The organism is Acidobacteriota bacterium, from assembly GCA_028875575.1.
Lineage (GTDB): Bacteria > Acidobacteriota > Terriglobia > Versatilivoradales > Versatilivoraceae > Versatilivorator.
The window spans coordinates 1-26,026 of the sequence record JAPPDF010000094.1 but is presented as its reverse complement, the minus strand read 5'-3'; the positions used below and the strand labels follow the sequence as shown (position 1 = coordinate 26,026).

23 protein-coding genes, 4 tRNA genes and 1 pseudogene are annotated in these 26,026 nt (G+C 60.2%); 13 read left to right on the top strand and 15 right to left on the bottom strand.

The features are described 5' to 3' along the window. Positions 1–159: 159 nt before the first annotated feature. Complete coding sequence (locus OXI69_15285) at positions 160–1,458, bottom strand: PQQ-binding-like beta-propeller repeat protein (GenBank protein ID MDE2667502.1); 1,299 nt, start codon at positions 1,456–1,458, stop codon at positions 160–162. Between the two features lie 593 nt (positions 1,459–2,051). On the opposite strand from OXI69_15285, the gene OXI69_15280 reads away from it, so the two are divergent. The 3 genes from OXI69_15280 (at position 2,052) to OXI69_15270 (ending at position 5,264) form a co-directional block, all read left to right on the top strand. Continuing rightward, the gene (locus OXI69_15280) at positions 2,052–2,981 is read left to right on the top strand and encodes a hypothetical protein (GenBank protein MDE2667501.1); all 930 of its coding nucleotides are present in this window, start codon (positions 2,052–2,054) and stop codon (positions 2,979–2,981) included. Then, positions 2,974–3,918, top strand: coding sequence for a glycosyltransferase family 2 protein (locus OXI69_15275; protein MDE2667500.1), 945 nt, complete (start codon positions 2,974–2,976; stop codon positions 3,916–3,918). Before OXI69_15280 ends, OXI69_15275 begins: the two co-directional genes overlap by 8 nt. 74 nt (positions 3,919–3,992) lie before the next feature. Continuing rightward, complete coding sequence (locus OXI69_15270; protein ID MDE2667499.1) at positions 3,993–5,264, top strand: hypothetical protein; 1,272 nt, start codon at positions 3,993–3,995, stop codon at positions 5,262–5,264. Between the two features lie 12 nt (positions 5,265–5,276). On the opposite strand, the gene OXI69_15265 is transcribed toward OXI69_15270, so the two are convergent. Next, positions 5,277–5,354: transfer RNA gene (locus OXI69_15265), tRNA-Glu, on the bottom strand. A gap of 71 nt (positions 5,355–5,425) precedes the next feature. Beyond that, positions 5,426–5,501, bottom strand: a tRNA-Lys gene (locus OXI69_15260). A 194-nt stretch (positions 5,502–5,695) separates the two neighbouring features. On the opposite strand from OXI69_15260, the gene OXI69_15255 reads away from it, so the two are divergent. From OXI69_15255 to OXI69_15245, 3 genes and pseudogenes are all read left to right on the top strand, one after another. Continuing rightward, a tRNA-Val gene (locus tag OXI69_15255) sits at positions 5,696–5,771 on the top strand. Between the two features lie 20 nt (positions 5,772–5,791). After that, positions 5,792–5,868, top strand: a tRNA-Asp gene (locus OXI69_15250). A 12-nt stretch (positions 5,869–5,880) separates the two neighbouring features. Beyond that, positions 5,881–6,435, top strand: a pseudogene (locus tag OXI69_15245) (DUF507 family protein). A gap of 89 nt (positions 6,436–6,524) precedes the next feature. On the opposite strand, the gene OXI69_15240 reads toward OXI69_15245, so the two are convergent. The 6 genes from OXI69_15240 to OXI69_15215 all read right to left on the bottom strand — a co-directional run bounded on the left by OXI69_15240 (position 6,525) and on the right by OXI69_15215 (position 11,671). Beyond that, on the bottom strand, positions 6,525–7,535 hold the full coding sequence (locus OXI69_15240) for a M48 family metallopeptidase (GenBank protein MDE2667498.1): 1,011 nt from the start codon (positions 7,533–7,535) through the stop codon (positions 6,525–6,527). A 110-nt stretch (positions 7,536–7,645) separates the two neighbouring features. Further along, a complete protein-coding gene (locus OXI69_15235; protein ID MDE2667497.1) occupies positions 7,646–8,311 on the bottom strand; it encodes a CDP-alcohol phosphatidyltransferase family protein in 666 nt (221 codons plus the stop codon). 6 nt (positions 8,312–8,317) lie between these two features. Then, entirely contained in the window at positions 8,318–8,800 is a 483-nt protein-coding gene (locus tag OXI69_15230) for a transcription elongation factor GreA (GenBank protein MDE2667496.1), read from the bottom strand. A gap of 182 nt (positions 8,801–8,982) precedes the next feature. Continuing rightward, positions 8,983–10,056, bottom strand: a complete 1,074-nt coding sequence (locus tag OXI69_15225) for an MlaD family protein (GenBank protein ID MDE2667495.1) — start codon at positions 10,054–10,056, stop codon at positions 8,983–8,985. An 11-nt stretch (positions 10,057–10,067) separates the two neighbouring features. Next, complete coding sequence (locus tag OXI69_15220; protein ID MDE2667494.1) at positions 10,068–10,892, bottom strand: ATP-binding cassette domain-containing protein; 825 nt, start codon at positions 10,890–10,892, stop codon at positions 10,068–10,070. Beyond that, positions 10,892–11,671: an ABC transporter permease gene (locus OXI69_15215; protein MDE2667493.1), complete on the bottom strand. Its 780-nt coding sequence runs from the start codon at positions 11,669–11,671 to the stop codon at positions 10,892–10,894. The genes OXI69_15220 and OXI69_15215 overlap by 1 nt, the downstream gene beginning before the upstream one ends. Before the next feature lie 317 nt (positions 11,672–11,988). Here OXI69_15215 and def point away from each other — a divergent pair, with 317 nt between their 5' ends. The 4 genes from def to OXI69_15195 are packed head-to-tail and all read left to right on the top strand — an operon-like array spanning position 11,989 to position 16,177. Further along, a complete protein-coding gene (gene def / locus OXI69_15210) occupies positions 11,989–12,498 on the top strand; it encodes a peptide deformylase (GenBank protein MDE2667492.1) in 510 nt (169 codons plus the stop codon). Further along, positions 12,498–13,436, top strand: coding sequence for a methionyl-tRNA formyltransferase (gene fmt, locus OXI69_15205; protein MDE2667491.1), 939 nt, complete (start codon positions 12,498–12,500; stop codon positions 13,434–13,436). Before def ends, fmt begins: the two co-directional genes overlap by 1 nt. Positions 13,437–13,438: 2 nt before the next feature. After that, positions 13,439–14,785 (top strand): 16S rRNA (cytosine(967)-C(5))-methyltransferase RsmB, encoded by a 1,347-nt coding sequence (rsmB, locus tag OXI69_15200; protein MDE2667490.1) that lies wholly within the window; start codon positions 13,439–13,441, stop codon positions 14,783–14,785. Positions 14,786–14,833: 48 nt separating this feature from the next. Further along, on the top strand, positions 14,834–16,177 hold the full coding sequence (locus OXI69_15195; protein ID MDE2667489.1) for a hemolysin family protein: 1,344 nt from the start codon (positions 14,834–14,836) through the stop codon (positions 16,175–16,177). Between the two features lie 32 nt (positions 16,178–16,209). Here the strand turns inward: OXI69_15195 and sppA are convergent, their stop codons facing one another. Then, on the bottom strand, positions 16,210–17,946 hold the full coding sequence (gene sppA / locus OXI69_15190) for a signal peptide peptidase SppA (protein ID MDE2667488.1): 1,737 nt from the start codon (positions 17,944–17,946) through the stop codon (positions 16,210–16,212). Between the two features lie 322 nt (positions 17,947–18,268). Between sppA and OXI69_15185 the strand changes: the two genes are divergently transcribed. Together OXI69_15185 and OXI69_15180 are read left to right on the top strand one after the other, a co-directional pair. Beyond that, the gene (locus OXI69_15185; protein ID MDE2667487.1) at positions 18,269–19,978 is read left to right on the top strand and encodes a DUF885 domain-containing protein; all 1,710 of its coding nucleotides are present in this window, start codon (positions 18,269–18,271) and stop codon (positions 19,976–19,978) included. Between the two features lie 132 nt (positions 19,979–20,110). After that, positions 20,111–21,118, top strand: coding sequence for a homocysteine S-methyltransferase family protein (locus OXI69_15180; GenBank protein MDE2667486.1), 1,008 nt, complete (start codon positions 20,111–20,113; stop codon positions 21,116–21,118). A 110-nt stretch (positions 21,119–21,228) separates the two neighbouring features. Here OXI69_15180 and OXI69_15175 read toward each other — a convergent pair whose 3' ends face one another. The 5 genes from OXI69_15175 to tmk form a co-directional block, all read right to left on the bottom strand. Further along, a complete protein-coding gene (locus OXI69_15175; GenBank protein MDE2667485.1) occupies positions 21,229–22,098 on the bottom strand; it encodes an isocitrate lyase/PEP mutase family protein in 870 nt (289 codons plus the stop codon). 9 nt (positions 22,099–22,107) lie between these two features. Beyond that, the gene (locus OXI69_15170; protein ID MDE2667484.1) at positions 22,108–22,626 is read right to left on the bottom strand and encodes a hypothetical protein; all 519 of its coding nucleotides are present in this window, start codon (positions 22,624–22,626) and stop codon (positions 22,108–22,110) included. Positions 22,627–22,694: 68 nt separating this feature from the next. Continuing rightward, positions 22,695–23,003: an RNA chaperone Hfq gene (locus OXI69_15165; GenBank protein MDE2667483.1), complete on the bottom strand. Its 309-nt coding sequence runs from the start codon at positions 23,001–23,003 to the stop codon at positions 22,695–22,697. A gap of 301 nt (positions 23,004–23,304) precedes the next feature. Continuing rightward, positions 23,305–24,309: a DNA polymerase III subunit delta' gene (gene holB / locus OXI69_15160; protein MDE2667482.1), complete on the bottom strand. Its 1,005-nt coding sequence runs from the start codon at positions 24,307–24,309 to the stop codon at positions 23,305–23,307. Continuing rightward, positions 24,296–24,952: a dTMP kinase gene (tmk, locus tag OXI69_15155; protein MDE2667481.1), complete on the bottom strand. Its 657-nt coding sequence runs from the start codon at positions 24,950–24,952 to the stop codon at positions 24,296–24,298. The genes holB and tmk overlap by 14 nt, the downstream gene beginning before the upstream one ends. A gap of 260 nt (positions 24,953–25,212) precedes the next feature. Between tmk and OXI69_15150 the strand changes: the two genes are divergently transcribed. Beyond that, positions 25,213–25,932, top strand: coding sequence for a YggS family pyridoxal phosphate-dependent enzyme (locus tag OXI69_15150; GenBank protein MDE2667480.1), 720 nt, complete (start codon positions 25,213–25,215; stop codon positions 25,930–25,932). Positions 25,933–26,026: the final 94 nt, after the last annotated feature.

Here is a 26,026-nt window from a genome sequence, read left to right as displayed (position 1 = left end):
AATTCACTGTTCTTGAATTCTTTGGCCACTCGTGGGTAGTAGGGGACGTTGTTGAATTACTGGAATTACTTGGATCGGCGGTTTCTGAATTCCGGTTATTCAACAGTGTCCGCCGCCCATTGACCGAAGTTATTCCAGATATTCAACAACGTCCCCCTGTCAGTTCCCAATTGCCAGCAAGTGCCGGTCGGTTCTGAAGTACCAGCGGCCCTCCACCAGGGCAGGGGATGCCAGCACGGGGGCCTCCAGTCGATTCACCCGGAGCAGCTCGAAGGTTTTTCCCGCCTTGAGCACGAAGGTCTCGCCGGCGTCGTTGGTGAAGAACACCTTGCCGTCCACTCCAACAGGGGAAGCAGAGAAACCCTCTGACTTGGGCTCGCCCAGGCGGCCCTGCCAGAGAACCTTCCCGGTGACGGCCTGATAGCAGGTGGCCACGCTCACCATGTCGTTCACCTGGTACAACAGGTCGTCGTAGAGCAGTGGCGAGGGGACGAAGGAGGCTCCCTTGGACTGCTTCCAGGCCAGGTGGGTCTGGGTGACATCCCCCGACCCGCCCGGACGGATCGCCAGCGTTGGCCCGGCCCGGCCCGACACACAGAAAACCAGCCCGTGACCCACTACCGGAGTGGGGATGACCTCGGCCAGATTGCCCTCGCAGTGCCAGAGCGCCTTGCCGCTATCCGGATTGTAAGCGGTGACCCGCGCCTGGCTGCTGACAATCAGCTCGTCGCGGTCTCCGGCCCGGATGACGATGGGCGTGCCCCAGCCGACGCTGGCCTTGCGTTCGGTCTTCCAGAGCGTCTTGCCGGTCCGCTTGTCGAACGCGGCCACGAAGGCCCCCTGGCGCTGGTCCTCGTAAAGGTAGACCTTGTCCTTGTAAAGAACCGGCGAGCCGGCCGACCCGTGGTAGTTCTGGATCGTTCCCAGGCTGTGGCGCCACACGACCTTCCCCTGGAAATCCACGGCCGCCAGCCCCTGGTTTCCGAAGGAGGCGTAGACGATTTGCCCGTCGGTGACCGGCGTGCCCGAGGCGTGAGAGTTTTTCCAGTAGACCTTGCCGGGCTCGCCTGCAGGGAGGGTGGATTCCCAGAGGAGCTTTCCGTCGGATCGCCGATAGCACAAGACCGAGGGGAGTTTTCCGCCATCCCGGGCCGTGGTCAGAAAGATCCGGTCCGCCCACACGATCGGGGAGGAATTGCCTCGCCCCGGTACCTCGACCTGCCACAAGACGTTTTGGGTGGCCGACCAGGTATCGGGGTAGCCCGTTCCCACCGCCAGGCCCTGGCCGGTCGGACCTCGCCAGCGGGACCAGTATCGATTGGCTTCTCCGCCGGAAAGTATCATGTGGATGCCGTCCCGGGACGGACTGCCCGGGAGAGGGCCGGCGGTTTCGACCTCGACGGCGATAACGGCCGTCAGGAACAGGGCCAGGGTAATTGACAGGTACCGACCGGACATGGGGCGACCTCCGTGCTGGACTGGTGAAATGGGGGCAAGACCCACTATAGGGACAAGGGGGCTGGTTACGCCACGGAAAATTCGGCACGGAGGGATATTCCTCCCACCAGGTCAGTGCTGATGCAGTGGGGGGCACTGGGTCGGCGCCGAGGATCGAATTTTCCTCATTATGAAAATCGATGCACAGGATGCCCAGGATGGACAGGACGAGAGGGTCCTGCACGAGAAACCGGCTTGGCAGATGATCCGGTTAAGGTTTAGGGATGCCCAGGGTTACAGGACGCCAGACTCCTAAAACCGAATCCCGTAAATCCTGTTCATCGATGTAAATAGTCCCTCTCTTCCTCGTAAGATTGTCGGGCACCCGGAACGAGGAGATCTTTTGGCGAGTGGCGACGGGTGTGCCACAATGCTCACGCAGACGGTGGCTTGCCGGAATGGCTTGAATCCTATAGATTTCACCGGGCCGCTTGCCCTAAAGGAAACGGTCGACTCCATCCCGTCGGGTCCCCATTGATTCGTTCGGGACGCTCCTTCGGCATCGAGACGCCGCCGTCCCCCGGCTCGATCCTCATTCCCCTTCGGCCGACCTCATGAACTCCAGGCTCAAGCAATTCCTTCTTTCCCTGGCCAAGGTGGTACTGGGGATCGCGGTCCTCGTGGCCGCGGGGAACGAGGTATTGGGATCGCTGTCCAGGATGGAGTCCTCCCAGGTCCGGTATTCGGCACCGATTCTAGGCCTCAGCCTGCTCTGCTACCTGGTGGGAATGGCCGTGTTTGCCGAGTTCTGGCGGCGGGGGGTGGGCGCGCTTGGAGGGAAACTGCCCCGATTGGATTGCCATTTCGCCTATTTTGTCAGTCAATTGGGCAAGTATGTTCCCGGCAAGGCCTGGGTGATTCTGATCCGATACGGACTGATCGGAAAGAACCGCTTGAGCTTCAGGGCGGTGACCGCCTCCAGCGTCTACGAAACCTTTAACGTGATGGGTTCCGGGGCGCTGCTCTCTTTTCTGGTGTTGCTGCTCCTGGGTGGCGATACGGTCCTGCTGTGGCTGGCGCTTGGTCTTTCCGCGGCGCTGTTGGTTGCTTCCCATCCCCCGGTATCCGGTTGGATTGCCAAAGTGGCAGGTTGGGGATCGGGCAGTGAGGAACAACCCTTGCCGGTGCCTTCCTGGAGGGTGTTCTGGAAAGCGACTCCTCTGCTGATTCTGGGCTGGATCCTGGCCGGCGCCAGCTTTCCCCTGGCGGGAGCCGGCATCGGAGTGCACTACCCCGGGCCGAGTGAAGTGGTGTTGGCGGGAGCGGCTTCGGGGCTGGCGGTTGCCGCCGGGTTCGTGGTCCTGGTGGCTCCGGCGGGTTTGGGGGTTCGCGAATGGCTGCTGGTGCAGGCCCTGGGCCCATCGGTAGGGGAAGGACCGGCGGCGCTGGTTGCGGTTGCGGCCAGGGGCTTGCAGGTTTGCGGCGAGTTGGGGATGGCGGGCGTCCTCTATGGCCTGAGAAAGACAGGGGGACCGCATGCTTAGTATCGTGATCCCCGCCCGCAACGAAGAGGACAGCCTGGAACCTCTCCACCGGGAGATCGACTCGGTGCTGGAGGCGGCCGCCCTGCAGGCTGAAATCATCTTGGTGGATGATGGGTCCACCGATGGCACCTGGTCCAGGATCGTGGCCCTGGCCGAGAGGGATGCCCGAGTGCGAGGCATTCGCTTTCGCCGAAACTTTGGCAAGGCAGCAGCCCTCAACGCCGCATTCGCCAGTGTCCGAGGCGATGTGGTGATCACGCTTGACGCCGACTTGCAGGACGATCCCGCCTCGATCCCCCGGCTGATTCAGAAGCTCGAGGAGGGCTTCGACCTGGTTTCAGCCTGGAGAAGGGAGCGCTTCGATCCCTGGCACAAGCGGATTCCAAGCCTCCTGTTCAACTGGCTGGTCGGAATCTTCAGTGGCCTGAAGTTGCATGATCACAACTGCGGCCTGAAATGCTACCGGTCCGAGGTGGTCGAGGAGATCCGCCTGTTCGGGGAATTGCACCGCTTCATCACCTTGCTGGCTCATCGGAGCGGATTCCGTGTCACCGAAATTGAAACACTGCATAGACCCCGGCTCTTCGGTCGCTCGAAATACGGGGCGTCCCGACTCTTGACGGGGTTGCTGGACCTCTCGACCCTGGGCTTTCTGGGCAGCTTCCGGCAGCGTCCCATCCATCTGCTGGGCGGGGTGGGACTGCTGGCCTTTGCCGCGGGGGTATTGGGATTGGCCTATCTGGCCGGCGTGTGGTTCTCGGGTGGGGAGCCCATCGGCTCCCGGCCCCTGCTGATCTACTCGGTGGCCGCCCTGGTCGTGGGGGGGCAGATGATGACCCTGGGCATCCTGGCGGAACTCATCACCTCTGCAGGTTCGAGGTTCGGGCAGGGGGACCCGCTCCCCTACAGCATCTCCGAAAGGATCGGCGAGCCCTGAGGGGGCAGGCCCTACTCTTCATCGGATCAGCGGATACAATCCGAAGTTGCGAAGGCCAAGCCCTGCGCAAAATCATGAACAACCAAGGCAATTTCACCTCGCTGATCGTTTTGGTGGCCGTCGGACTGATCTTTGGATCGCTGCTTCGGCTGCAACCTGTTTCCAGCTCCAACGACAGGTCCCGCTGGAGCACGGTCTGGAGTCTGAACGCCGGACAGGGCTACGTCATTGACGAGACTCCCTACCCGACCATCGACAAGGTCAAACGCGGGGACCATTTCTATTCCAGCAAGCCGGCCCTGATGCCGACTCTGATCGCGGGCCTGGTCTGGGCCATCGGCCCGGTAACCGGAATGACACTTCCGGAAAACCAGGACTTTATCGTGCGGTTCGTGCTGGTCCTGGTCAATCTGATCCCTTTTGCCTGGCTGCTGGTGCTCTACTCCCGCCTGCTTCAAAGGCTGGGCTTTGACACCTCCACCGTTCTCTACTGTCTTTGCGCCGCCGGCCTGGGCACCTATCTGACGGCCTACAGCGTAACGCTCAACAACCACACCATGGCGGCCATCGCCGTCTTCTTCGCGCTCTACTGTTTCATTCGGATTGTCTATGAAGGGCAGAGAGAGTGGAAGTACTTCGCGGTCTGCGGGTTGTTCTCCGCCTGGGCCGTGGCCAACGAGATGCTGGCCTTGCCCCTGGCTCTGGTTGTGATGGGATGGCTGTTTCGGACATCCCCCAAAGCCACGGCCACCTGGTTTCTGCCGCCTGCCGTCCTGTTGGGCGCCGCCTTCATGATTACGCTTTACCTGTCGACCGGCGGGTTGCTTCCTTACTACCTGTACTTCGATACGCCGCTCTACCAATACGAAGGGAGTTATTGGAACCAACCCAAGGGAATCGACGCTGCCGACGACCCCAAGTGGTTCTACCTGTTCAATCTCATCCTGGGGCACCACGGAATTCTGAGCCTGACCCCGGTGTTCATCCTCTCCTTTGCCGGATTCTTCGTCAAAGACAGGTTGCAGGGAATTCACCGGTTGGGGGCGGTGCTCACCGCGGCCATGGTGGTCTTCTACACGCTGCACACCAACAACTACGGAGGGAATTGCCAGGGTGCGCGGTGGCTTTTCTGGTTGATCCCCTTCTGGTTGCTCACGCTCCCCGCGGTCGTCCGACAGGTTTTGCCCATCCGTCGCTACAGGTGGATTGCCTATCTGCTGTTGATCGTCTCGCTCGCCTCGATTGGCTTTGCCATGAGCGGGCACAAGGAGATCGGACGCCCGGGCCCCTGGAGTTCCTCCTGGCTGCATCTGGCCATGCGCTCGGCGGGATGGATCGATTACTGAAATCGACAAATATGGCGTCCCGTAGGGGATTTGAACCCCTGTTGCCGCCGTGAAAGGGCGGTGTCCTAGGCCAGACTAGACGAACGGGACGTGGAGGTGGGTTCGGCAGGCAGCCCGTGTGGCGGTCAGGCCGGCTGCAGGTTGCGGTCATTGGTTGGGTCTGGTGAGCCGTGCTGGGCTCGAACCAGCGACCCTCTCCTTAAAAGGGAGATGCTCTACCAACTGAGCTAACGGCCCCCGCAAAAACTGAGCTATCTTAGAGGCAACTCTCAGGGCTGTCAAGGTCCGCTTGAGGATCGTTGGAGATGGCAGTGGCCGCCATTCTCTCCCGCACTTTGCCGCGCCCTGACGCCCCGGTTCGGTTCCTTGACTTCGGGTACCAACCATTGTATATTCCAGTCCGTTTTGAGCCGGGCTCGCCGGGCTGTAACGGGCGGTTAGCTCAGCTGGGAGAGCACATCCCTTACAAGGATGGGGTCACTGGTTCGAGCCCAGTACCGCCCACCAGGGTGAGGCGTCATTTACGCGGGGTCGTAGTTCAGTTGGTTAGAACGCTGGCCTGTCACGTCAGAGGTCGCGGGTTCGAGTCCCGTCGGCCCCGCCATCTATCGCGCCTATGGGGCTGCAAAAGGAATATGTCCGCTACCTCTCGCAGCGGGTTGTGAATGAGTTGGTCAAGCGGGAAATGATTGAGATTCCCGTTCAGTCCCCTCTGCGGGATCAGGTGTTGGCGGTGATGGCTGAAGAACTGAGCGTGGAGGATCGCATCAACGAGGAGGCCAGAACTCTGCTGCAGCAATACGCGGAACATATGCGACAAACCGGAGTGTCCTATCACGAGATGTTCAAGATGGTGAAGAACCGGCTGGTCAAGGAAAAGAAGGTGATTCTTTAAGCCCCCATGCGCTTGAGCCGCGACAAGATCAACAAGCTGGCTCATGTGGTGACGGATGAGCTTGTGGTTCGCGACGAGGTGGAATTCGTCGAGGACCGGAATACCATTCGCCTGGAAATCGTGAAGATTCTGAACGAGGAGATGAAGAAGGAGGAGGGTCTGGACCAGGAAGCCAGAAGGAAGATCGAGTCCCAGAAAAAGACGGTTCCCGAAGGCAGCCTGGAGTGGGACATCCTCTATCGCAAATACTACGCCGATGAGTTGAAGAAGCTGTAGCCCGATTCGATTCCTGTGGAATCCTCAAACAAAAAAGCCAGCGAACCGAAAGGTCGCTGGCTTTTTTGTTAGGTGTTTCCGCAGTTGCCCTACTTCCTGCGTTTCAGGGTGGGACGCTCCTCGTCGTCCGCCGGGTCGTCCGAGACTTCCTCCACTTCCCCGCTAGTGCGCCGCTTCAGGGACGGGCGGCCCGATTTTTCGTCCTTCTTGGGTCTGCTGGCATTTTCCAGCGCCAGGAGCTTGGCCTTGATCCGGCCAAACTCCGAGGTGTTGATGACGTACTGATCCTTTTCCGGGAGCAAGTTGGCGATGTTCTTCTGGGTCTTGACGATACGATCGCCGGTCGGGGGATGCGTCCGAAAAGCCTTGGCCAGCTTGCCCGGCTTCTTTTTCTCCAGAGACTGAATCTTCTCGAAGAAGGAAACCGAGGAGGTCGGATCGTACCCGGTCTTGTACAGGTACTGCAGCCCCAGAAAATCGGCTTCGGTTTCGGCTTTCCGGCTGAAATGCAGGAACTGCAGGGGGATCAGGAATCCGGCGGCCTGGTAGAGACCGTAACCGAGGGCGCCGCCCATGAAGATCAAAGGCAGCATGGCGTAGTTGGCGATCTGGCCCTTGGTGGCGTTCTCGGTCCCATGGCGAGCGGTGACGTGGGCTATTTCGTGGGCCATCACGCCGGCCAGCTCCGACTCCGAGTCTGCCGAGGTGATCAACCCGGAGTTGACGTAAAAGAATCCGCCGGGCAGAGCGAAAGCATTGACCTGGTCGGAATCCACCACCTTGATGGTGAACGGCACCTTGGAATCGGAATTGCGAACCAGGTTCTGGCCGACCCGGTTCACGTACTCATTGATTTCCGGGTCGGTGACCAGCTTGACCTGCTGCTCGATCTGCATGGATAGCCGCTTGCCCAGGGCGATCTCCCGCTCGATCGAGTAGAAGTTCAAGCTGCGTTTGTTGATTTCCCGGTTGCCGACGTTCTCCAGGTCGGCATTCTTCTTTTTCTTTTTCTTCTTTTCGGCCAGAAGGGGACTGTGGATCCCGAATCCGAGAAATGCCGCCAAGGTCATGGCCAATAGCTGCCTGAGCCTACGCTTCATCGAACTCGCTCCTCTCGTGGTCATCACCGCCGGTGACCAATCCTGGTAAACCGACAATCAAGGATATTTTAACACCAATACAGCCTCTTGTCAGATTTCCGCATGGGAAATCAGTGGAGGCTCTGTGGCGCGGATTCGTGGGGTTTCGGCGGGGCGGGATCGGAACTTGGGGAAGGGGCCGGCTGTGCATCGGGGCTTTCCCGGGGGGCTTGCTTCCAGGTGTAGACAATGCGGTGGATGACGGTCAGGTTGCTCATGACGGCCATGACCCAAAGGACCGGAGCCATCTTGCCGGACAGGGCGCCGATGATGATCAGAACCAGCCGCTCCGGGCGCTCCATGAAGCCGACCTTGCAGCGCTCGATCAATGACTCTGCCCGGGCGCGGGTATAACTGGTCATGACGGCGCCGATCATGACGATGCCGGAGAGCAGCAGATAGGTCATCTGTTCTGCTCGGGCATAGTGAATCAGCAGTCCCAGGAAGAGGGCCATATCGGAGTAGCGATCCAGGACCGAGTCGAAGAACGCGCCGAACTTGGTGACTCTGTTGGTTATCCGAGCCAGGCGCCCGTCCAGCATGTCGAAGATGCCCGAGAATATGATCACGATTCCGGCATCGAAGAACCTCCCCTGGGCCAGAAACCAGGCCGCCAGCAGAGTGATCAGAAATCCGACAAAGGTGAGCACATTGGGACTGACCCCCAGCCGGGATATCAACCCGACCATGAAGTTGAGGATGGCTCTGCATATCCTGCCGATGGTTTGGCTCAGCATGGCGGACTATTCGGTGGCCCCTGATTGATCGTGAAGGGTGGTGAGGCTCAAGATCTCGAATTCCTTGAGGCCGCCCGGCGTGTGCACCCTGGCCGTGTCCCCCTCCTTCTTGTTCAGCAGGCCCCGCCCTATGGGGGAGGTCGTCGAAATCAGGCCTTTTTGAATGTTCGACTCTTCGGACGACACCAGCTTGTAGGTGATCTCGGTATTTTTCTGAAAGTCGTACAGCACGACGGTGGATCCATAAGAAACGCGGTCCCTGGGTATCCTGTCGAAATTGATCATGGCCACGTCGGCCAATCTCTTGCGGAGTTGAGCCAACTTGGCGTTGAGGATCTCTTGCCGCTGCTTGGCCGACTGGTATTCCGCGTTTTCGCTCAGGTCCCCCAGCGCAATGGCTTTCTTCAACTCCTTGGGGAGCTCCTTGGTCAACTCGTCCTGAATCACACGAATTTCTTCTTCCAGTTTCTTCTTGATGTCGATGGTCATGTGAGTTGTTTTTCGGCCTCGGGAAGCCGCCAATAATAGTCGTGATCGACTGAACAGTCAAAACATGCCGACATTGAGCCTCCTCCGCTTCAGATCGCCGGCGGACGACGAGAAGGCTGCGGCGATTGGCCGGAGCCCGCTGCAACCCGTGGGAGGCAGCCCGACAAGATGCGGCCCGGGAATCACCACAAGCTCAACTTGATGCGCAGGTACTTCTTGGGATTTTCCCGGAGGTCGTGCATGAACTTCACCAGCTCGGCCGACGCCAGGTCGAGGTTGGAGTAAAGGGAGGGATCTTTCAGAAGCCTGGAAACGGTCCCGTCCCCGTTGCTCATTTTTTCGGCCACAGTGGAGAACTTCCCAAGGCTTTGGTTGAATTGACTGTAAAGCGTGTCGTCCTTGGACAAGCGGCCCAGGAATCCCTCTCCATCCTCGATTCTCTTCACCACCTTTTCGAATCTGGCCAGCATGCGTTCGGCCCGGTCATAGATTGCGGGATCGTTGACCGCCTTGCCCAGTGTCCCCTCCCCCGAATCCACCTTGGTCACCACGTTCTGGCCCAGTTGAAGCGTCTGCCTCAGTTCCTCGTAGAGCCGGGGGTCCGAGACGAGCTGCCCGATGGTCCCTTCTCCGGCTGTGATCCTTTTGACCAGATCCTGCAGCTCCTCCGTTGTTCCGGTGAGGTTGTTGAAAATGCCCGGGTCGTTGATCAGCTTTCCCAGGGTCCCTTCCTGGACGTTGATCTTGCCGGCGATTCCGGTGACTCTCTCGACCAGGTCGCCGACGTTGGCCATCAGGTCGTTAGTCCCCTGGATGATCCTCTTGATGTCGGGCGGGGAAGAGCCGTCGATCTCGCCACCATCCGAGACCACGGGCTCGGATTGGGATCCGCGGGAGATCTCGATGTACTTGTCCCCCAGTAGGCCGATGGAACCCAGCGTGGCTTGCGAGTCCCGGCGAATGGATTGCTGAAAGGCCCGATCGATTTTCATGTGGACCTCGACGGCCCTGCCGGGATCGTCCGAGCGGGAGACGCGAACCTCACCCACGCTGCCCACCTCAACCCCTGCCAGCCAGATCAAGGATCCCCTGCGCAGCCCGGAGGCGTTTTCGAGATGGGTCTTGACGGTGTATTTGGGCGTGAAAAGCCCCCGTCCGCCGCTGACCAGCACCAGGGCGGCAGCCAGGATCACGAAGCCTGATATGGCCACAATACCGACACGCAGTTCTTTCCAAGCCATTGATTGTCGAGCCATGGTACCTCCTCTCAAATAAGGAATCTCTTGATGTATGGATCGCGGCTGTGCCTCAGCGCCTTGTCCGTTCCCTGGAAAATGATTTCTCCGTTCTTGAGCATGATGAAGTGCGTATTGATTCGGCCGGGATCGGTGAGCTCCCGGCGGACGACCCAACGACCATTTTCCTGGATAAAGCGTTCATTGGCAAGCGTATAGGCATCGTTCAAGCGATGGGTGACAAAGACGGAGCTGACATCCTCCAGGTCTCTCAACTTGATGACCAGCTCGTTGATGGTTCGAGCCGTGATGGGGTCCAATCCGGCCGTAGGTTCATCGTACAGCATGAGGTTGGGGGTCCCCACCAAGGCCCGGGCGATGGCCGTTCGCCGGCGCATGCCGCCTGAAAGCTCGGAGGGCATCTTGTCTATGGCGTCTTCCAGGTTCACGAATCCGAGGGTCTTCCTTACGACCTCCAGGATCTCGTCCTCTTCCAACTCAGCCTGCTCGTAGAGCCGAAAACCGACATTCTCCGCCACCGAGAGAGAGTCGAACAGCGCCCCCTCCTGAAACACCATGCCGATGCGCTTGCGGACCTCCATCAGAGGTCTTTCACCAAAGCGGGTGATGTTGCGGCCTTCCACCCAGATTTCTCCCTCGTCTGCCTGAACCAGGCCGATAATCAATTTGAGAAGGGTGGATTTTCCCGAGCCGCTGCCTCCCAGGATGATCTTGGTTTCCCCACGCATTACGGAGAAGGAAATATCCTTCAACACAGGGGTGTCATCGTAATACTTGGTGACGTGCTTCAGCTCTATGGCAGGAGCTTCATCCGCATGGTCGTGGCGTTTGTTCATCACAGGATGGTCAGGAGGATGCGGGTGATGAAAAAGTTGGAGATGAAGATAAGAATCATGGAGGTGACCACGGCTTGAGTGGTCGATCTCCCCACCCCCTCCGTTCCTCCCCAGGTTCCCAGTCCCCGGTGGCAACCCACAATGGCGATGAGAAAACCGAAAATGGGAGGTTTGGCCAGCCCCTGCACCAGATCGGCATAGTCCAAACGGTCGTAGGCGGATGTCAGGAAGAGCGAGGGACTGATTCCCAGAAAAATCGTGGCCACGAAAAATCCACCCATAATGCCGACCAGGTCGGCAATCACGGTCAGAACCGGAACCATGGTTGTGCAGGCCACCACCCGCGGTGTCACCAGTTTCTTGATCGGGTCGGTGCCGAGGGACCGCATGGCGTTTATCTGCTCGCCGATCAGCATCGACCCCAGCTCCGAGGCGATACCGGAGCCGACACGCCCGGCAACCACCACCGCCGTCAACACCGGCCCCAGCTCCCTCACCAGGGATACCGCCACCAGTTGACCGGTGTATCCGACCGCTCCGAACGAGGAAAGCGTGTTGGAAGTCTGCAGAGCCAGCACCGCCCCCGTGAAGAAGGCGGTGAGACAAGAGATGGAAAGCGAGCCCACCCCCACGATGTCCATCTGCTGAAACGTTTCCCTCAGGTAGAACGGCCGTCGAAAGAAGCTGGCGATCGACCGCGCCCCCAGCAGGGTGAAGTCCTGAACTTCAAGAACCCAACTCTGCAGCAGCGTGGTCGATCTGTCGGAGAGGCCGTTCATCAAGAAATCGTAATCGATTGGAAAAGGCTAAGTCAAGATTCCATCCAAATGAAAAAGCTTGCTACCAATTCTCTATATCATTTATTATCAATAGATTAAAGAAACGATCCCCGGGCCGTGCCGACCTGTGAGGCCTTGGGAGCGCACTGTCAATCCCAAAGGACTCCAAACACCGCCACGTGTCTCGGGAGTCCAGTCAACCGGGAAAAAGTGCCTGCCAATTTGACAGCCTGGTACCGGTGGGAGCGGTTGACGGTGCCCAGGGTCCAACGATAAAATCGCACCGCAAGTAGCCTTTCGCCACTGGACCCCTCCCTATGATTCTTCCCGTCGTCAAGTTCGGAAACTCGGTCCTGCACCGGGTTGCCGAGCCGGTCACTGCCTTTGACGAGACCCTGGAGCGGTTGAGCAAGGACATGGCGGAAACCATGTACGCGGCTCCGGGAGTTGGCCTGGCTGCCCCCCAGGTCGGGGTGCTGACCCGCCTCATGGTGATCGATCCCACGGGTGGAGAAAAAGCGGATTCCTTGATTGTCCTGGCTAATCCGGAGATCCTGGAGTCCGAAGGCGACCAGTACGAGGAAGAGGGTTGCCTGAGTATTCCCGAGTTCACGGCGCGGGTCCACCGACCCCGGAAAGTGGTCGTCAGGGGGAAGCGGATCGATGGCAGTCGGACCATGGTGGAGGGAGAGGACCTGCTGGCTCGGATCCTGTCCCACGAGATCGACCACTTGAACGGGGTACTCTTTATCGATCACCTGAGCGTGATCAAGCGCGACATCATCAAGAGAAAGATACGCAAGAAGGTTCGGGCTGGGGAGTGGTGATGCGCCTGCTCTTCATGGGGACCCCCGGCTTCGCAGTACCTACCCTCCTAAGACTCCTCTCGAGTCGACACCAGGTCAACGGGGTCTTCACCCAACCCGACCGTCCCTCCGGCCGGGGCCGCAAACTGGCCATCGGTCCCGTCAAGCAGGTGGCTCTCCACAACGGGTTGCCGGTCTACCAGCCGGAAAGGCTGGTGGGGGAGGAGTGGAAGTCCCTGGTGGAAACCACCGCCGACGCCCTGGTGGTGGTGGCTTACGGCAAGATTCTGCCTTCCTGGCTCTTCACCCTCCCGTCTTTTGGCGCCATCAACCTGCATGCCTCGCTGCTGCCGCGCTACCGGGGCGCCGCACCCATTCCCTGGGCGATTGTCCGCGGCGAGACTCGAACCGGCGTCACCACCATGAGGATCGACCGGGGCATGGACACCGGGGACGTGCTTCTGCAGAAGGCGGTGGAGATAGGCGAGGAGGAGACTTCGCTGCAGCTCGGAGATCGCCTGGCGGTCTTGGGGGCGGATCTACTGGCGGAAACGCTGGACCGGCTGGAGGCGGGCCAGGTCCGGGCCCGGCCGCAGGATCCTCGACTGGCTTCCTATGCTCCATTGCTGAAGAAGTCCGACGGTGAAATCGACTGGAGCCGGTCCTCCCGTCAGATCTTCAATCGGGTGCGGGCTTTCAATCCCTGGCCGGGCGCCTTTACCCATCGGAAACGCTCCCGGTTGCGCATTTTGAAAGCGCGGCCGGTCACCGTGCCCGCACAGGAGCAGGCAGCCGGTTCGCTGTGGCGGTGGGATTCCCGACGTGCCCTGGTCGCTTGCGGAGAGGGCTGGCTGGAGCTGTTGGAAGTTCAGCCGGAAAACCACAGGCCGCTGGCGGCCGCCGATTTCCTGAACGGCCTCCGATTGCAATCCGGGCACTCCATCCCGTTGGGAGATTGAGCGTGTCTCCTTCACCGGCGCGACTGGCCGCCTTCCGCATCCTGATGAAAATCGAGCAGGGGGGCGGGTTCGCCGTGGACATGCTTCATGACGATCCTGTCAGCCGGTTCAACTCGGCCGACCGCCGCTTGGCCACCGAGCTGGTCTACGGAGTCCTGCGGCAGAAGAGTTGCCTGGACTGGCACCTGGCCTCGCTGGTGGAGCGGCCCCTGGAACGGCTGGACAGGGAAGTCCGGATGGTGCTCCGGTTGGGAGCCTACCAGATCCTGTTTCTCGCTCGAGTTCCCGTGCGTGCAGCCGTGCACCAGTCGGTGGAACTGGTGAAGGAATCCGGAAAGCGTTCCGCGACCGGCCTGGTAAACGCGGTGCTGCGCAAAACCGACGAGGCCGGTTTCGAGCAGGCATGCAGCCGGTTGCCGCTGGATTCCAGCTGGGGGCTCAGCCTCCGTTGTTCCCACCCCGAATGGTTGGTGAACCGCTGGATCGACCGCTGGGGTTGGAAGCACGCCTCCATCGTTCTGCACGAAAACAACTGTCCTCCCAAGGTGCATTTCCGTTCCAACTCGCCCCGATTGGGGCAGGAAGAGATGGTCACCATCCTGGAGGGGGAGGACTGTCGTGTATACCCCCATCACCTGGGGAAGGGGATTTGGGTAGTCGATGAGGGAGACCTGACCAAGTCGTCGTTATACCGGAGCGGACAGCTGGCCATTCAGGGCGCCGGGTCCCAGGCGATTGCCCGCTTGCTGGAGCTGAAGCCCTCGGATGTGTGCCTGGATCTGTGCAGCGGCACCGGAGGCAAGGCCTCCCACATGGTCCAACTGGGGAAAGGACAGGCGAGCGTTGTCGGACTGGACTCCAATTACGCTCGCCTCCGGGTTTCGAGGGAGCGTCACGGGAAGCAATGGCCCGGCTTGAGCTGGGTGGTGGCCGACGGAACCCGGCCTTTGCCGCTGTCGCCGAGGTTCGACAAGATTCTGGTGGACGCGGTCTGCTCGGGAACCGGGACTCTGCGACGCAATCCCGAGATCCGCTGGCGCCTGCGGGCGGAAGATCTCACCAGGCTGGCCGGGCTGCAGTTCAGTCTGCTGGACAATGCCGCCGACCTGGTGAAACCGGGCGGAACCCTGGTCTACGCCACCTGTTCCCTGGAACCGGAGGAAAACGAACAGGTGGTGGAGCGCTTCCTGGCAACCCACCCCGGATTCCGGTTCAAGGCCGCCTACGATGAGAGGTTGAAGCCCTACGAGGAGTTGAATCCCTTTTGCCGCGACGGGTTCCTTTGGTTGCCGCCGCTTGTGACTCAATCGGACGGTGTCTTTGCAGCCGTGATGGAGGCTGCGGAATGAAATTGGTGGTAAAATAGATTTTCTGCTGGATTCTGAATCCCGGAATCGATGGACGACCCTCCACATTTAACCTTCCTCGGCGTTTCACTCAGGCTGCTGGCCATCTTCTTTCTGGTCTTTTTGAACGGCTTTTTCGTTGCAGCCGAATTTGCCATCGTCAAGGTCCGTTCTACTCAGATCGAGACTCTGGCCAGAAAGAGGCATCGGCGGGCCAAGGTCGCCGAGAACGTCATCCGCCACCTGGATACCTACCTGTCGGCGACCCAACTGGGCATCACCCTGGTCAACCTGGGTCTCGGCTGGCTGGGAGAGCCTTTTGTGGCCGAGATGCTCCGGCCGGTGCTCTCGGGATTGGGCGTGCACTCACCGGATCTGGTCACTTCTCTTTCCGTTGTCATCGGGTTCGTCTTCATCACCTTTCTAGTCATCGTCGTGGGTGAGCTGGTGCCGAAGTCGCTGGCCATCCAGCGGGCTCAAGGCACCGCGCTCTGGGCAGCCATCCCCCTGACCCTTTTCTACAAGGCCTTTTATCCCGCCATCTGGCTGCTGAACAGGGTGGCCAACCGCATTCTCAGGGCGGTGGGCCTTCGACCGGCCAGCGAGCATGAGGTGGGGCATTCCGAGGAAGAACTGCGCATGCTTCTTTCCGAATCGGGGACCGGAGTCTCCCACGACTCGTTGAGCCGCCGCATTCTCCGCAGAACCTTCAGCCTGAAGAGCCTGCAGGCGCGCAACATCATGCTGCCCCGAAACAAGATCGACGCCCTCTACCTGGAGATGTCGCCGGAACAGAACCTCGAGATTGTCAAAGCCTATCGCCATACCCGGTTTCCGGTCTGCCGCAAGACGCTCGACGACGTGGTCGGAATGGTCCACATCAAGCACCTGCTCTGGCAGATTCAGTCCGGGACCGAGCCAGTCGACCTGGAATCGATCTGCCGGGAGATCCTGTTTTTCCCGGAGTTCGCCTCGCTGGAGACGATGCTGAAGACCTTCATGCAAAGGAAGTGTCACATGGGAGTCGTGGTGGACGAATTCGGGGGGACTTTGGGCCTGGTTACTCTGGAAGATGTTCTGGAGGAACTGGTAGGAGAGATCCAGGACGAATTCGACCAGGAAGCTCCCTTAATCGTCAAGCTCGGCGAGGGTAAATTTCTGGTGGATGGCTCCACGCCGCTGCACGACCTGGAGGAAGCCTTTGGAATCCAGTTCAACGGAGACCACGACGTCACCACACTTGGCGGTTACCTGGTAAACCACTGGCGGAATATCCCTTCCGAAGGGGCCGAGTCCATCCATGGCAACCTCAAGATGGTGGTGCGCCGGGTGGAGAAGCTTCGAGTCAGCCAGGTCCTGGTGCAAATCCTGGAATCGGATCCCACCGAAACCTGAAGCGGGCCCGCATTGCTCAAGGGGGGCGGCGGTCAGTGAATCCTCAGCTCGGGGACGATCAGCCAGGGAGCCGGATGGGTGACCTCCGACAGCCGCTCTTTGAGCAATGCCTCCAGGGTTTGCCCGCGCCTGGAGACTTGAGCCCAATCCCCTTCGAGCAGGCTCTCCCACAGGCTCTTGGGCTTGGGGTAGAGCACCAGTTCCACCTCTTCCTCCGCGGGAATGTTCAGTTCCTGCTTGAGCAGATCCAACGCCGTATTCAGCCCACCCACCGCATCGATCAGTCGGCGCTGCCTGGCCTGGTGCCCGGTGAAGATACGGCCGCCGGCCTGACGTTCCAGCTCCTCCACGGAGAGGTGGCGTCCTTCGGCCGCCTTCTCGACAAAGGTGGTATAGATGTGGTTCATCCACTCCTCGACTTCGTCTCTCTGACTGGAGTTGAGGGAGGTCGTGGGAGAAAGGATGTCGGCATTTTCGGCCAGCTTCACCCGGTCTACGGTGATTCCCAGCCATTGATCGAATAGCCCGCTCACGTTGAATTTCATGAAAATCACCCCGATAGAGCCCGTGACGGTTGAAGGCTGAGCCACGATCTTTCGGGCCCCCATGGCGATGTAGTACCCACCTGACCCTGCCACTCCTCCCATGCTGACCACCACCGGTTTCCCGGCCTCTTCCATGAGTCGAATCTCGCGCCAGATCTTGTCGGATCCCACGGCGGAGCCCCCCGGGCTGTTGACGCGAAAGAGCAGACCCTTCACACTCTTGTCCTTCCGGATCTTCCTCAACCTGGACACGATGGTGTCTCCTCCCATGGTATTCTCCCAGGTCTCATCGCTTCGTCCGGTCATGATCGGACCGATGCCGCCCAGCAGCGCCACTTTGTTCGGTCGAGAGCTCTTTTTCCGGCGCTTGACGGCTTTCAGATAGTCCGACGCCGAAATGGAACGGTACTCAGGTTCCCCTTCGGCAGACTCGGTTCTCAACCGTTTCCGAATTTCATCCTCGTATCCGAGGTGGGTGACCAGGCCCGCGGCCAGAGCCGAGGATGAGCTCAGGATGCCGTTCTGCATCAGGCGACCCAATTCCTCCGGCTCGATCCGGCGTTCCTGGCTCAGGGCCTGGGTGAGGCGTTGCTGAATGTCGGACAAGAGGCTCCGGTACATGGAGCGGATCTCCGGGGTCATCCCGGATCGGGTGAAGCTTTCGGGACTCTTGTATTCCTTGAACTGGAGCACGTCGGGTCGGACCTTCAGCTTGTTCATCATCTTGCTGTAGAAACTGACTTCGGCCACCAGGCCATTGACCATCAGGGCCGAATCCTGATTCAGGTGGATCTCGTCGGCAGCCGACGCGAGGTAAAGGTCCTTGTCGCTGACCAGGTCCAACGACAGGTAGGTGTAGATTTTCTTGCCGGATTCCCTGAAGTGGTGCATGAAGGATCTGATCTCTTCCAGGCTTGCCCAACTCGATTGCACGGGATAGATTCGGCAATAGATCGAGGCAATGCGCTCATCCTCGGCGGCGGCCCGCAAGGCCTGTCCCATCTCCAGCAGGGAGAGTTTGCCTTGCCCCGTGAATTGCGCCAGGGGAGAGGTTGGTGGCAGGTCCGACAGTTCACCGGCGATAGTGAGTTCCAGTACGGAGTCGCTCCGGACCTTGACTTCGGCCGGACGGGTGAAACGAATCAGTGCAAAGACCATGATTCCGAACAGGATCAATAGAATTCCCAGAATGACACCAAAGATCTTTACGCCCTTGCTGGCCATGAATCCTCCTTGTCTCGACGTTCCGGCGGCAACCGGACTTTCCATTTCCCGCGGGGCCGACCGGGATCAGAGCTTGCAGGACCGGTCCCCGATTCCATCGCTTCAGGCTGCCGGCCCTGGCCGATTGAACGGGACCAGATTCAGGGGTTTTTCCGGCAGCCCTCCTCGTAAATGAGGCAAGGACTGGGGGTTAGGCGCGCAAGCTGCGGCTATGCTACCATCCCCTGGCAGTTTTGGGAATGGACTGGGGCCGCTGGAGACAGATGGGGCCGGATTCCCGGTTCGAGAGGTGGAAACCCCGTCCGAATTTCGTGAGGGACGCATGAAGAGATGGACAGCCTGGGTCTTGCTGCTTGGCGCGGGATGCTGGTGGAGGCCCGGTCAGGATGCCGGGTTCGAGTCCTTCGCTGAGACCTACGTGGAGGAACTGCTGGCCATGAGGCCCGAGTGGGCCACCCAACTGGGAGATCACCGCTACGACCACCGTCTCGACGATTACTCCAGTGACGGTGTGGACCGGGAACTCTCCTTTCAACGCCGATCTCTCCAGCGGCTCGAGACCATGGATCCGGCGCGGCTCAGCGAAGTCAACCGGGTGGACTATCGGATCCTGAAAGCCAATATCCAGTCCATGATTTTCCGGCTGGAGGACTTGAAGGAATACCAGTGGAATCCCATGGTCTACAATGTGGGCAGTGCCCTCTATTCCCTGGTAGCGCGCGAGTTCGCGCCCTTGCCGGAAAGATTGGCCAACCTTCAAGAAAGGCTTCAGGCAGTTCCGGCGGTAGTGGCGGCGGCCAAGGCCAATCTGGCCAATCCCCCCAGGATCCATACCGAGACCGCAATTCAGCAGAATCGGGGCACGCTGCGCCTCATTGCCGAGGGGCTGCAGCCCTATCTGGACCGGATACCCGACCTGGAGGAGTCGTTTTTCCAGGCACGCCAGCAAGCCGTCCAGGCCCTGGAGGACTTTGGCCGATGGCTGGAAGAGGACCTGCTCCCGAGAGCGCGAGGCGACTTCAGGCTGGGGGAACGGCTGTACAGGGACAAGCTGAGGCACACCCTGGAATCGGATCTGTCCCTGGAGGAAATTCGCCAAGCCGCCATGCAGGATCTGAGGCGTACCGGCGCAGACCTTGCTGCAACCGCCCGCCTCCTCTATCCCCGCCTCTTCCCCCATGGGCGCCTGCCACAGGATTCGAAGTCCCTGGTCACCGAGGTGCTTGACAAGCTGGCCGATTCCCATCCGGACAATGAGACCATTGTGGGCAAGGCCCGGCAGTCCCTGGACGAGGTGACCCGTTTCACCCGGGAACAGGAGCTGGTGACGGTTCCCCGGGAACCCATCCGGATCATCGTGATGCCGGAGTTCCAGAGGGGCGTGGCCGTGGCCTACTGCGATTCTCCCGGGCCGCTGGAGACTCGGGGTGAGACCTTCTACGCCATCTCTCCAACTCCTGCCGACTGGCCGGCCGATCGCGTGAGGTCGTTTTTTCGGGAGTACAATGACTATATGCTGCAGGAGTTGACCATCCATGAATCCACTCCGGGGCATTACCTGCAGATCGCCCATTCGAACCGGTTCCGGGCGCCTACCAGGATACGGGCGATCTTCAGCAGCGGAACCTTTGTGGAAGGGTGGGCGACCTATGCCGAGCAGCTCATGGCGGAAAAGGGCTTTGGCGGGCCGTCAGTCAAGATGCAGCAGTTGAAGATGCGCCTGCGGCTGATCATCAATGCCGTCATCGATCAACAGGTCCATGCCGGCAGCATGAGTCGTGAAGAGGCCATGGATCTGATGATGAACGAGGGATTTCAGGAAGAGGGAGAGGCAGCCGGCAAGTGGCGCAGGGCATGCCTGACCTCGACCCAGCTCTCGACCTACTATGTGGGCAACCGTGAAGTCAATGCCATACGAGATGCCTACGAAGCCAGGCATGGACCCCTGAAGGACTTCAAGGCCTTTCACGACAGAATGCTGTCCTTTGGGTCGCCGGCCCCCAAGTACGTGCGGGAACTGATGGATCTCTGAGCAACGGTCGGGTCTCGGAAGATCGCTGACGGCGGCAGGCGTTGAGTTTGTCTCCGTCAGCCGTGGTGCGCGGGCGGCTTGACGCGGGAAATTGCAACGGCGAGCTGAAGCCTTCATCAATAAAGGAGCTCCATGATTCCTCTATCGGAAAGACTCAAGCAGCCGAAGCCTCTCCTCTATGACGGGGGGTTCGGCTCGCAACTGTTCGCCAGAGGCATTGAGCTGCCCAACAGCAGCGTGGCCAACGAGTTGCATCCGGAAGATGTGATCAGCATCCATTGCGCCTATATCGAAGCCGGAGCCGATGCCATCGGCACCAACACCTTTGTGGGATCCACCCTGCACCTCAAGATGGCGGGGAAAGATCCTGCCGGTTGCGACGGTCTGGCCAGAGCCGCCGTGGAACATGCCAAGGCCGCGGTCGAGAGAAGCGGTAAGGAGACCTATATCGCGGGCTCGCTGGGGCCCTCCCCCGGAGCCATCGAAGCCGACAGCGGCGACACCACCTTCGGGATCGCCAACCACCTGGTGAGAGATGCCCACCGAAGGCTGGCTGACGCCCTGGCGGAAGGCGGCGTCGATTTCTTCTGCATCGAGACCATGTTTTCGGCCCGGGAGGCGTCCATCGCCGCCGATGTGGCCCGCCAGTACGGACTTCCGGTCGCCGTCAACCTCACTTACAAGTACACCCGGGACCGTAACAGCGGCAAGCTGACCTACAAGACGGACTGGGGACATTCGGCCCCCGATCTGCTGGAAGTTTTTTCGGCGGGCGAGTTGTCGGGGGGAGACAATTTGCTGGAGCACGTGGACCTGCTCGGACTCAACTGCGGCGCCGAATCCAGGAGGGAGGAACATACGGGCATGCCCTATGCCATCCAGGGGGTGCGGCAGCTACGGGAGGCCATGGTCTCCAGGCAGATGGAACCGAAACGGATGATGGCCTACCCCAACGCGGGAATGCCTCAACTGGACGACGACCTCAGGAGCTACTACACCCAGACCCCCGAGGAAATGGCCGGCCATCTGCCCGACCTCCTGAAGGAAGGAGCTTACTTCATCGGCGGTTGCTGTGGCACCACCCCGGCCCATATCCGGGCCTTTCGCTCGGCGCTGGATGCTTCCGCTCAGTCAAGCTAGCGGGACGCGCCTCGAACCGACAAGCCAGGGAAAGAGTTATCCGCGAAGGGACAAGATAGGGATATCCACGACGGGGAGATTGATGGGGGAAGTCCGGCGCCCGGCGCCGCTCATCCGTTCGGCTGGCGGAACCGGTTTTCCCACTGACGCCATTCCGGGAAGCCCAGCAGTTGATCCAGTTCCTCGAAAGTGGCCAGGTCGTCCAGGTAGTCTTCGGGTAAGCTCCCTTCTTTCAACTTCGACAAGGCGCGCTCCATGGCCCGGACCGAGGCCATCAGGGTGGTCAAGGCGTAGGCGACGACCTTGTATCCCAAAGTCTGGAGTTGTTCCAGGGAGAGCAGGGGAGTCTTCCCCCGTTCGACCAGGTTGATCATGAGCGGTTTGTGAAAGGAAGCGCTGATCCGCTCGATCTGATCCAGGCTGGTCGGGGCCTCGATGAAGATGATGTCGGCTCCCGCCTGCTGATAGAGTTCTCCCCTGCGAATGGCATCGTCGAATCCGGTGACGGCTATGGCATCGGTTCGGGCGATGATCAGAAATCGATCGCTGCGCCTGGCGGCGACGGCTGCCTCCAGCTTATCCGCCATTTCCGAAGCTTCAACCAACTGCTTTCCCGGCGTGTGCCCGCACTTCTTGGGGATCAACTGATCTTCCAGTTGGATGGCCTGGGCTCCGGCCGCTTCGTATTCCTCCACGGTCCGGCGCACATTGACCACTCCGCCGAATCCCGTGTCGGCGTCTGCCAGGACGGGGATGTTGACGCTGCGGACCAGGTGGTGCAACCGCTCCAGCATCTCCGAAAAGGAGATCAAGCCGGCATCGGGGAGGCCAAGGTGGGAGGCGGAGTGCCCGAACCCGGAGAGGTAGACGGCCTCGAAGCCGCAGCGCTCCACCACTTTGGCGGAAACCATGTCGTAACAGGCGGGGACCAGCAGGGGTTGGGGGAGCGCCAGGCGCTGCTTGAGAATGGTCGAGCCCACCGCGATTCCTCAGGCTCCGGGAGCCGGAAGAGAGAGGATCCCCTCGACCGTTCTGGATCCGAACGCCACCGAGAGAATCAGCTTGCCGTCGGTGTCGCCGTGCCCGCTGGTCAAGTCCAGATTCAGGTGGTGGGCCTGGTGGTCTCCCATTGCCGATCGGCTCTCGAGTGGGATTTCGCGGCTTGAGCCCTGCTGGCCTCCGGAGCCTTCGGGGGCCTTGGGAATGAGCAGCAGGGTCCACTTGTCGCCGGCTACGGCCTTGGCCCGCAGATCGTATTGTCCGGTTGAAACCTTCACTCCCGCGCTTTCCACAGATCCACTGATCTCCAGGGTGGCGCGGCCACAATGAAAGACGAATCCCTCCTTGATATCGGCCAGATGCTCCGCGTTGTAGGGGAGGGTGAAGTAGCTCAACTTGAGCTGAACGCCCTCGGCTGAAGCGCCGACGGTCTTGCGGATATGAGGGTGAGACAGAACCAGCGCCGTCAGGGTGAAGAGCAACGCAACCGACAATCCAAGCTTTTTCATGGGGAAACTTCCTTTCGCGGTCCGGGAGTGGGTTGGATCAAAGAGGAGCTGTAACACCCATACCGATCTCAATCGTCGGCGGACTTGTCCTCGTCCTCCTTGTACATGTAGCGGATGCCGTGTTTGAAGACCAGAATATTGGGTTCGGGATCACGGTTGAATTTGATGCAATTGCGGTCGTACCACTCGATGACTCCCTCCATTCGTTCTCCGTCGTGGAAGACCAGAACCATCGGCGTCCTGTTCTGCATCTGCTTCAGGTAGTAGAAGCTTTCGGCGTTGGTCTGTTCCGGAGGAGTGGGGCGCTTCTTTTGAGATCGCACGGTCATCTTGTCTTTGATGTCCGATAGCGACGGACGGATGAGCCGACGATTCATGGAAAATCCTCCTCCCGGCTTTGCCTGGATTGTGTGCAGAGTCGCGGCAGGGCGACTGCCCCGCCGCCAGGCTTCCACCCAACTACTGCCGCTTGTCAAGAGAACTCAAGTCTTCCGCGTTACGAAGGACACTCGGAATCCTGCGATCATTTCAGGACGGGCGATAAGAAACTCATTGGCCGGCAAACGGCCGTATCACAGCGCTGACCCGCGGGGTAATTTCAAGGTGGCCTGTGAGCGTCAAGATTGAGGGTAGTTTAGCATGGGGCCCCATTTCGCCACAAGTCCCAAGAAGGCAGCCTCAGGTTGGAGGCGTGGCGCTCACGCCGCTCAGTCGGAAGAGGAATCGGTCCAGAGCCAGCGACTTGTTGAGATTGCGCCCCAGTCCCTTCATCAAGTGGTCGAGAGAGCCAACGGCATCGACTATCTGTCTGAGAGTCAGGAGGGAGCCGATTTCGGTCAACTCCGAATGCAGATCGATATTGGTAAGGCTTCCGGTAGGCGCGTCCAGTTGAATCAGCATCAGGTCGCGCAGCAGGTCGTATAGCACACCCGTCTTGAACTCGAATTGCCCCTTTTGCCTGGGCGAGGCCAGAGGCTCGGTGACTTGCAGAGCCCGGTGATAGGACAAGGCTCCGGCGCAGGCCCGGATCGCCTCCACCATTTCCCCGCGGGCCTCCTGGTACTGCTGCAGGTCCAGATTCAAAGCCTTGCCGAGGCTACCCCGGGAAATTCGTCCCACCAGGGGCAGATCCTGGGCCGGGTAGATCGATCGTTGCCGGAGGATGCGTTCCAACTCCGCCGGAGAGAAGGGATGGAACTGGATGCGCTGGCAGCGCGACCGGAGGGTGCCGGGAAGATCGTTGGGGGAATCGGTCACCAGGATGAGGAGGGATGTCTCCGGCGGTTCCTCCAGGGTCTTGAGAATGGCGTTGGCGGCTTCCAGGCGCAGACGATGGGCCTGGTCGATCACAAAGACGCGGCGACGGCCTTCAAAGGGTTTGAAAAAGACCTCGCGAATCAGATCTCTCATCTGATCGATCTTGATGAAGGCTCCGTCGGGTGCGTAGCTACGAACGTCGGGGTGCGACCGCTGATCGATCTTGCGGCAGCTCCCGCAGTCGTCGCAGAAGTCATCCTCGAGTTTCTGGCAGTTGGCCGCCTTGGACAGGAAGTGGGCCAGGGTCCCCTTGCCGACTCCCGCGATGCCTGCAAAAAGCAGCGAGGAAGGCAGGCGGCCTTCGACAAGACTTCGCCTCATCAGGTCCCGAACGGGGGCGTTTCCCAGAAAATCACTCCATCCCATCAGACCTGCCCCCTGGAAGAAGGGTCGAAATCAGCCCCAGGATTTCCCGATGCAGCGCTTCGATGGTCCGGCTTCCGTTCAGGACCCGGACCCGGCCGGGTTCCCGCGCTGCAATCTGCAGGTATCCTTCCCGGACGCGATGGAAGAATTCCAGAGACTCTGCCTCGAATCGGCCTTCGTCCAGCCCGGTTCGACGGTTCCTCTCCCTGGCCCGGGCCAGGGAGAGAGAGGGCTCGATGTCAATCAGGAGCGTGAGGTCCGGCTTCCTCCCGCCGTTTACCATGCGATCGAGAGTTTCAACCACCGAGAGATCGAGCCCGCGCCCGTATCCCTGGTAGGCGGCGCTGGCATCCGCAAAACGGTCGCACAAGACCCACTTTCCCTCAGCCTGAGCCGGAATGATCTGCCGGTGGAGGTTCTGGTTGCGCGCCGCGTAGTAGAGCAGCAGCTCGCTCAAGGGCAACAGTCCCCGGTTTCGGGAGCTGAGCAACAGTGAGCGGATGGCTTCTCCCACGGGAGTTCCGCCGGGCTCCCGCAATTCGGCCACCTGGATGTCGCGTCGGGTCAGGTAGTCGGCCAGCAGCCTCACTTGAGTGGTCTTGCCGCAGCCGTCCAATCCCTCGAAGGAAATGAATGGAGGCATGGAGAACCCAGGGTTCGGCCCCGACTTCGGGGCCGGGATCCTTGGCAAAATAGCACATATTCGAAGGGTGCAACAAGGCGCGCACCCTGGTGCCGGCCCGCTTGCCGGGGCGTTTGGAATTCGGCCGGGACTTGAGGTAAGATGGCCCCTTTTTGAAGCTGCGGGATCGGGTGGTCAGCGGGGTTCGGAAATCGCCGGAGTCGGAAAGGGGCGAAGAGTTCCTCGGGTCGGCGATTCTGTTTTGCGGGAGCTTCAAACCGATGGGTGTCATCGCTGGAAATGTCCAGCGGGTGATGGAGACGGTTGCCGAAGCGGCGCTGAAATCCGGCCGCCGCCCGGAGACGGTGCGGCTGATGGCAGTGTCCAAGCTGATGGCTGCCGACCGGATCCGTCAGGCGCTTGCGGCCGGCGTTGACTGCCTGGGCGAGAATCGCGTTCAGGAAGCCCAGTCCAAGAAGGTTCATCTGGCGGGACTGGATTTTGAGTATCACCTGATCGGCCCACTCCAGAAGAACAAGGTCAACCGCGCCGTGGCCACCTTCGATTGGATCCAGACTGTCGACAGCCTCGATCTGGCCAGGCGGATCGATCGTTCGGCGACCAGACTGGGCAAGGTGGTCTCGGTGTTGATCCAGGTCAATATCGGAAGAGAGCCGCAAAAGGCGGGGGTGGCGGAAGAAGAGCTGGAAGAAATGGCCGGGCGTTTGGTCGACCTGGACTTCATCTCGATTCAGGGACTGATGGCCATTCCCCCCTATCTGGAAGATGGCGAGGCCGTGCGGCCCTATTTTCGGCGGTTGAGGCAGTGGTTCGACCGGTTGGCGAATCTTGGCGTTCCGAAGGTACGCATGAAGGTTCTGTCCATGGGAATGAGCCACGATTTTCCCGTGGCCATTGAGGAAGGTTCCACCATGGTTCGGGTAGGCACGGCCATCTTCGGGAGACGTCCGCCGGCCCGCACTTCTCACCAGGGGGTGTGATCCTGGCGCAGGCATTTTCCCCTCAGCGCGTGCTCGGGAACGAAGAGCGTAGCGGTCACTACGGTCGAGCGAGCATGGATGCGCTGAGGGGAAA

Coding starts and splice junctions, on each gene's coding strand:
- OXI69_15285 (MDE2667502.1), bottom strand. CDS start 1,458: ATGTCCGGTCGGTACCTGTCAATTACCCTGGCCCTGTTCCTGACGGCC.
- OXI69_15280 (MDE2667501.1), top strand. CDS start 2,052: ATGAACTCCAGGCTCAAGCAATTCCTTCTTTCCCTGGCCAAGGTGGTA.
- OXI69_15275 (MDE2667500.1), top strand. CDS start 2,974: ATGCTTAGTATCGTGATCCCCGCCCGCAACGAAGAGGACAGCCTGGAA.
- OXI69_15270 (MDE2667499.1), top strand. CDS start 3,993: ATGAACAACCAAGGCAATTTCACCTCGCTGATCGTTTTGGTGGCCGTC.
- OXI69_15240 (MDE2667498.1), bottom strand. CDS start 7,535: ATGAAGCGTAGGCTCAGGCAGCTATTGGCCATGACCTTGGCGGCATTT.
- OXI69_15235 (MDE2667497.1), bottom strand. CDS start 8,311: ATGCTGAGCCAAACCATCGGCAGGATATGCAGAGCCATCCTCAACTTC.
- OXI69_15230 (MDE2667496.1), bottom strand. CDS start 8,800: ATGACCATCGACATCAAGAAGAAACTGGAAGAAGAAATTCGTGTGATT.
- OXI69_15225 (MDE2667495.1), bottom strand. CDS start 10,056: ATGGCTCGACAATCAATGGCTTGGAAAGAACTGCGTGTCGGTATTGTG.
- OXI69_15220 (MDE2667494.1), bottom strand. CDS start 10,892: ATGAACAAACGCCACGACCATGCGGATGAAGCTCCTGCCATAGAGCTG.
- OXI69_15215 (MDE2667493.1), bottom strand. CDS start 11,671: ATGAACGGCCTCTCCGACAGATCGACCACGCTGCTGCAGAGTTGGGTT.
- def (MDE2667492.1), top strand. CDS start 11,989: ATGATTCTTCCCGTCGTCAAGTTCGGAAACTCGGTCCTGCACCGGGTT.
- fmt (MDE2667491.1), top strand. CDS start 12,498: ATGCGCCTGCTCTTCATGGGGACCCCCGGCTTCGCAGTACCTACCCTC.
- OXI69_15195 (MDE2667489.1), top strand. CDS start 14,834: ATGGACGACCCTCCACATTTAACCTTCCTCGGCGTTTCACTCAGGCTG.
- sppA (MDE2667488.1), bottom strand. CDS start 17,946: ATGGCCAGCAAGGGCGTAAAGATCTTTGGTGTCATTCTGGGAATTCTA.
- OXI69_15185 (MDE2667487.1), top strand. CDS start 18,269: ATGAAGAGATGGACAGCCTGGGTCTTGCTGCTTGGCGCGGGATGCTGG.
- OXI69_15180 (MDE2667486.1), top strand. CDS start 20,111: ATGATTCCTCTATCGGAAAGACTCAAGCAGCCGAAGCCTCTCCTCTAT.
- OXI69_15170 (MDE2667484.1), bottom strand. CDS start 22,626: ATGAAAAAGCTTGGATTGTCGGTTGCGTTGCTCTTCACCCTGACGGCG.
- OXI69_15165 (MDE2667483.1), bottom strand. CDS start 23,003: ATGAATCGTCGGCTCATCCGTCCGTCGCTATCGGACATCAAAGACAAG.
- holB (MDE2667482.1), bottom strand. CDS start 24,309: ATGGGATGGAGTGATTTTCTGGGAAACGCCCCCGTTCGGGACCTGATG.
- tmk (MDE2667481.1), bottom strand. CDS start 24,952: ATGCCTCCATTCATTTCCTTCGAGGGATTGGACGGCTGCGGCAAGACC.
- OXI69_15150 (MDE2667480.1), top strand. CDS start 25,213: ATGGGTGTCATCGCTGGAAATGTCCAGCGGGTGATGGAGACGGTTGCC.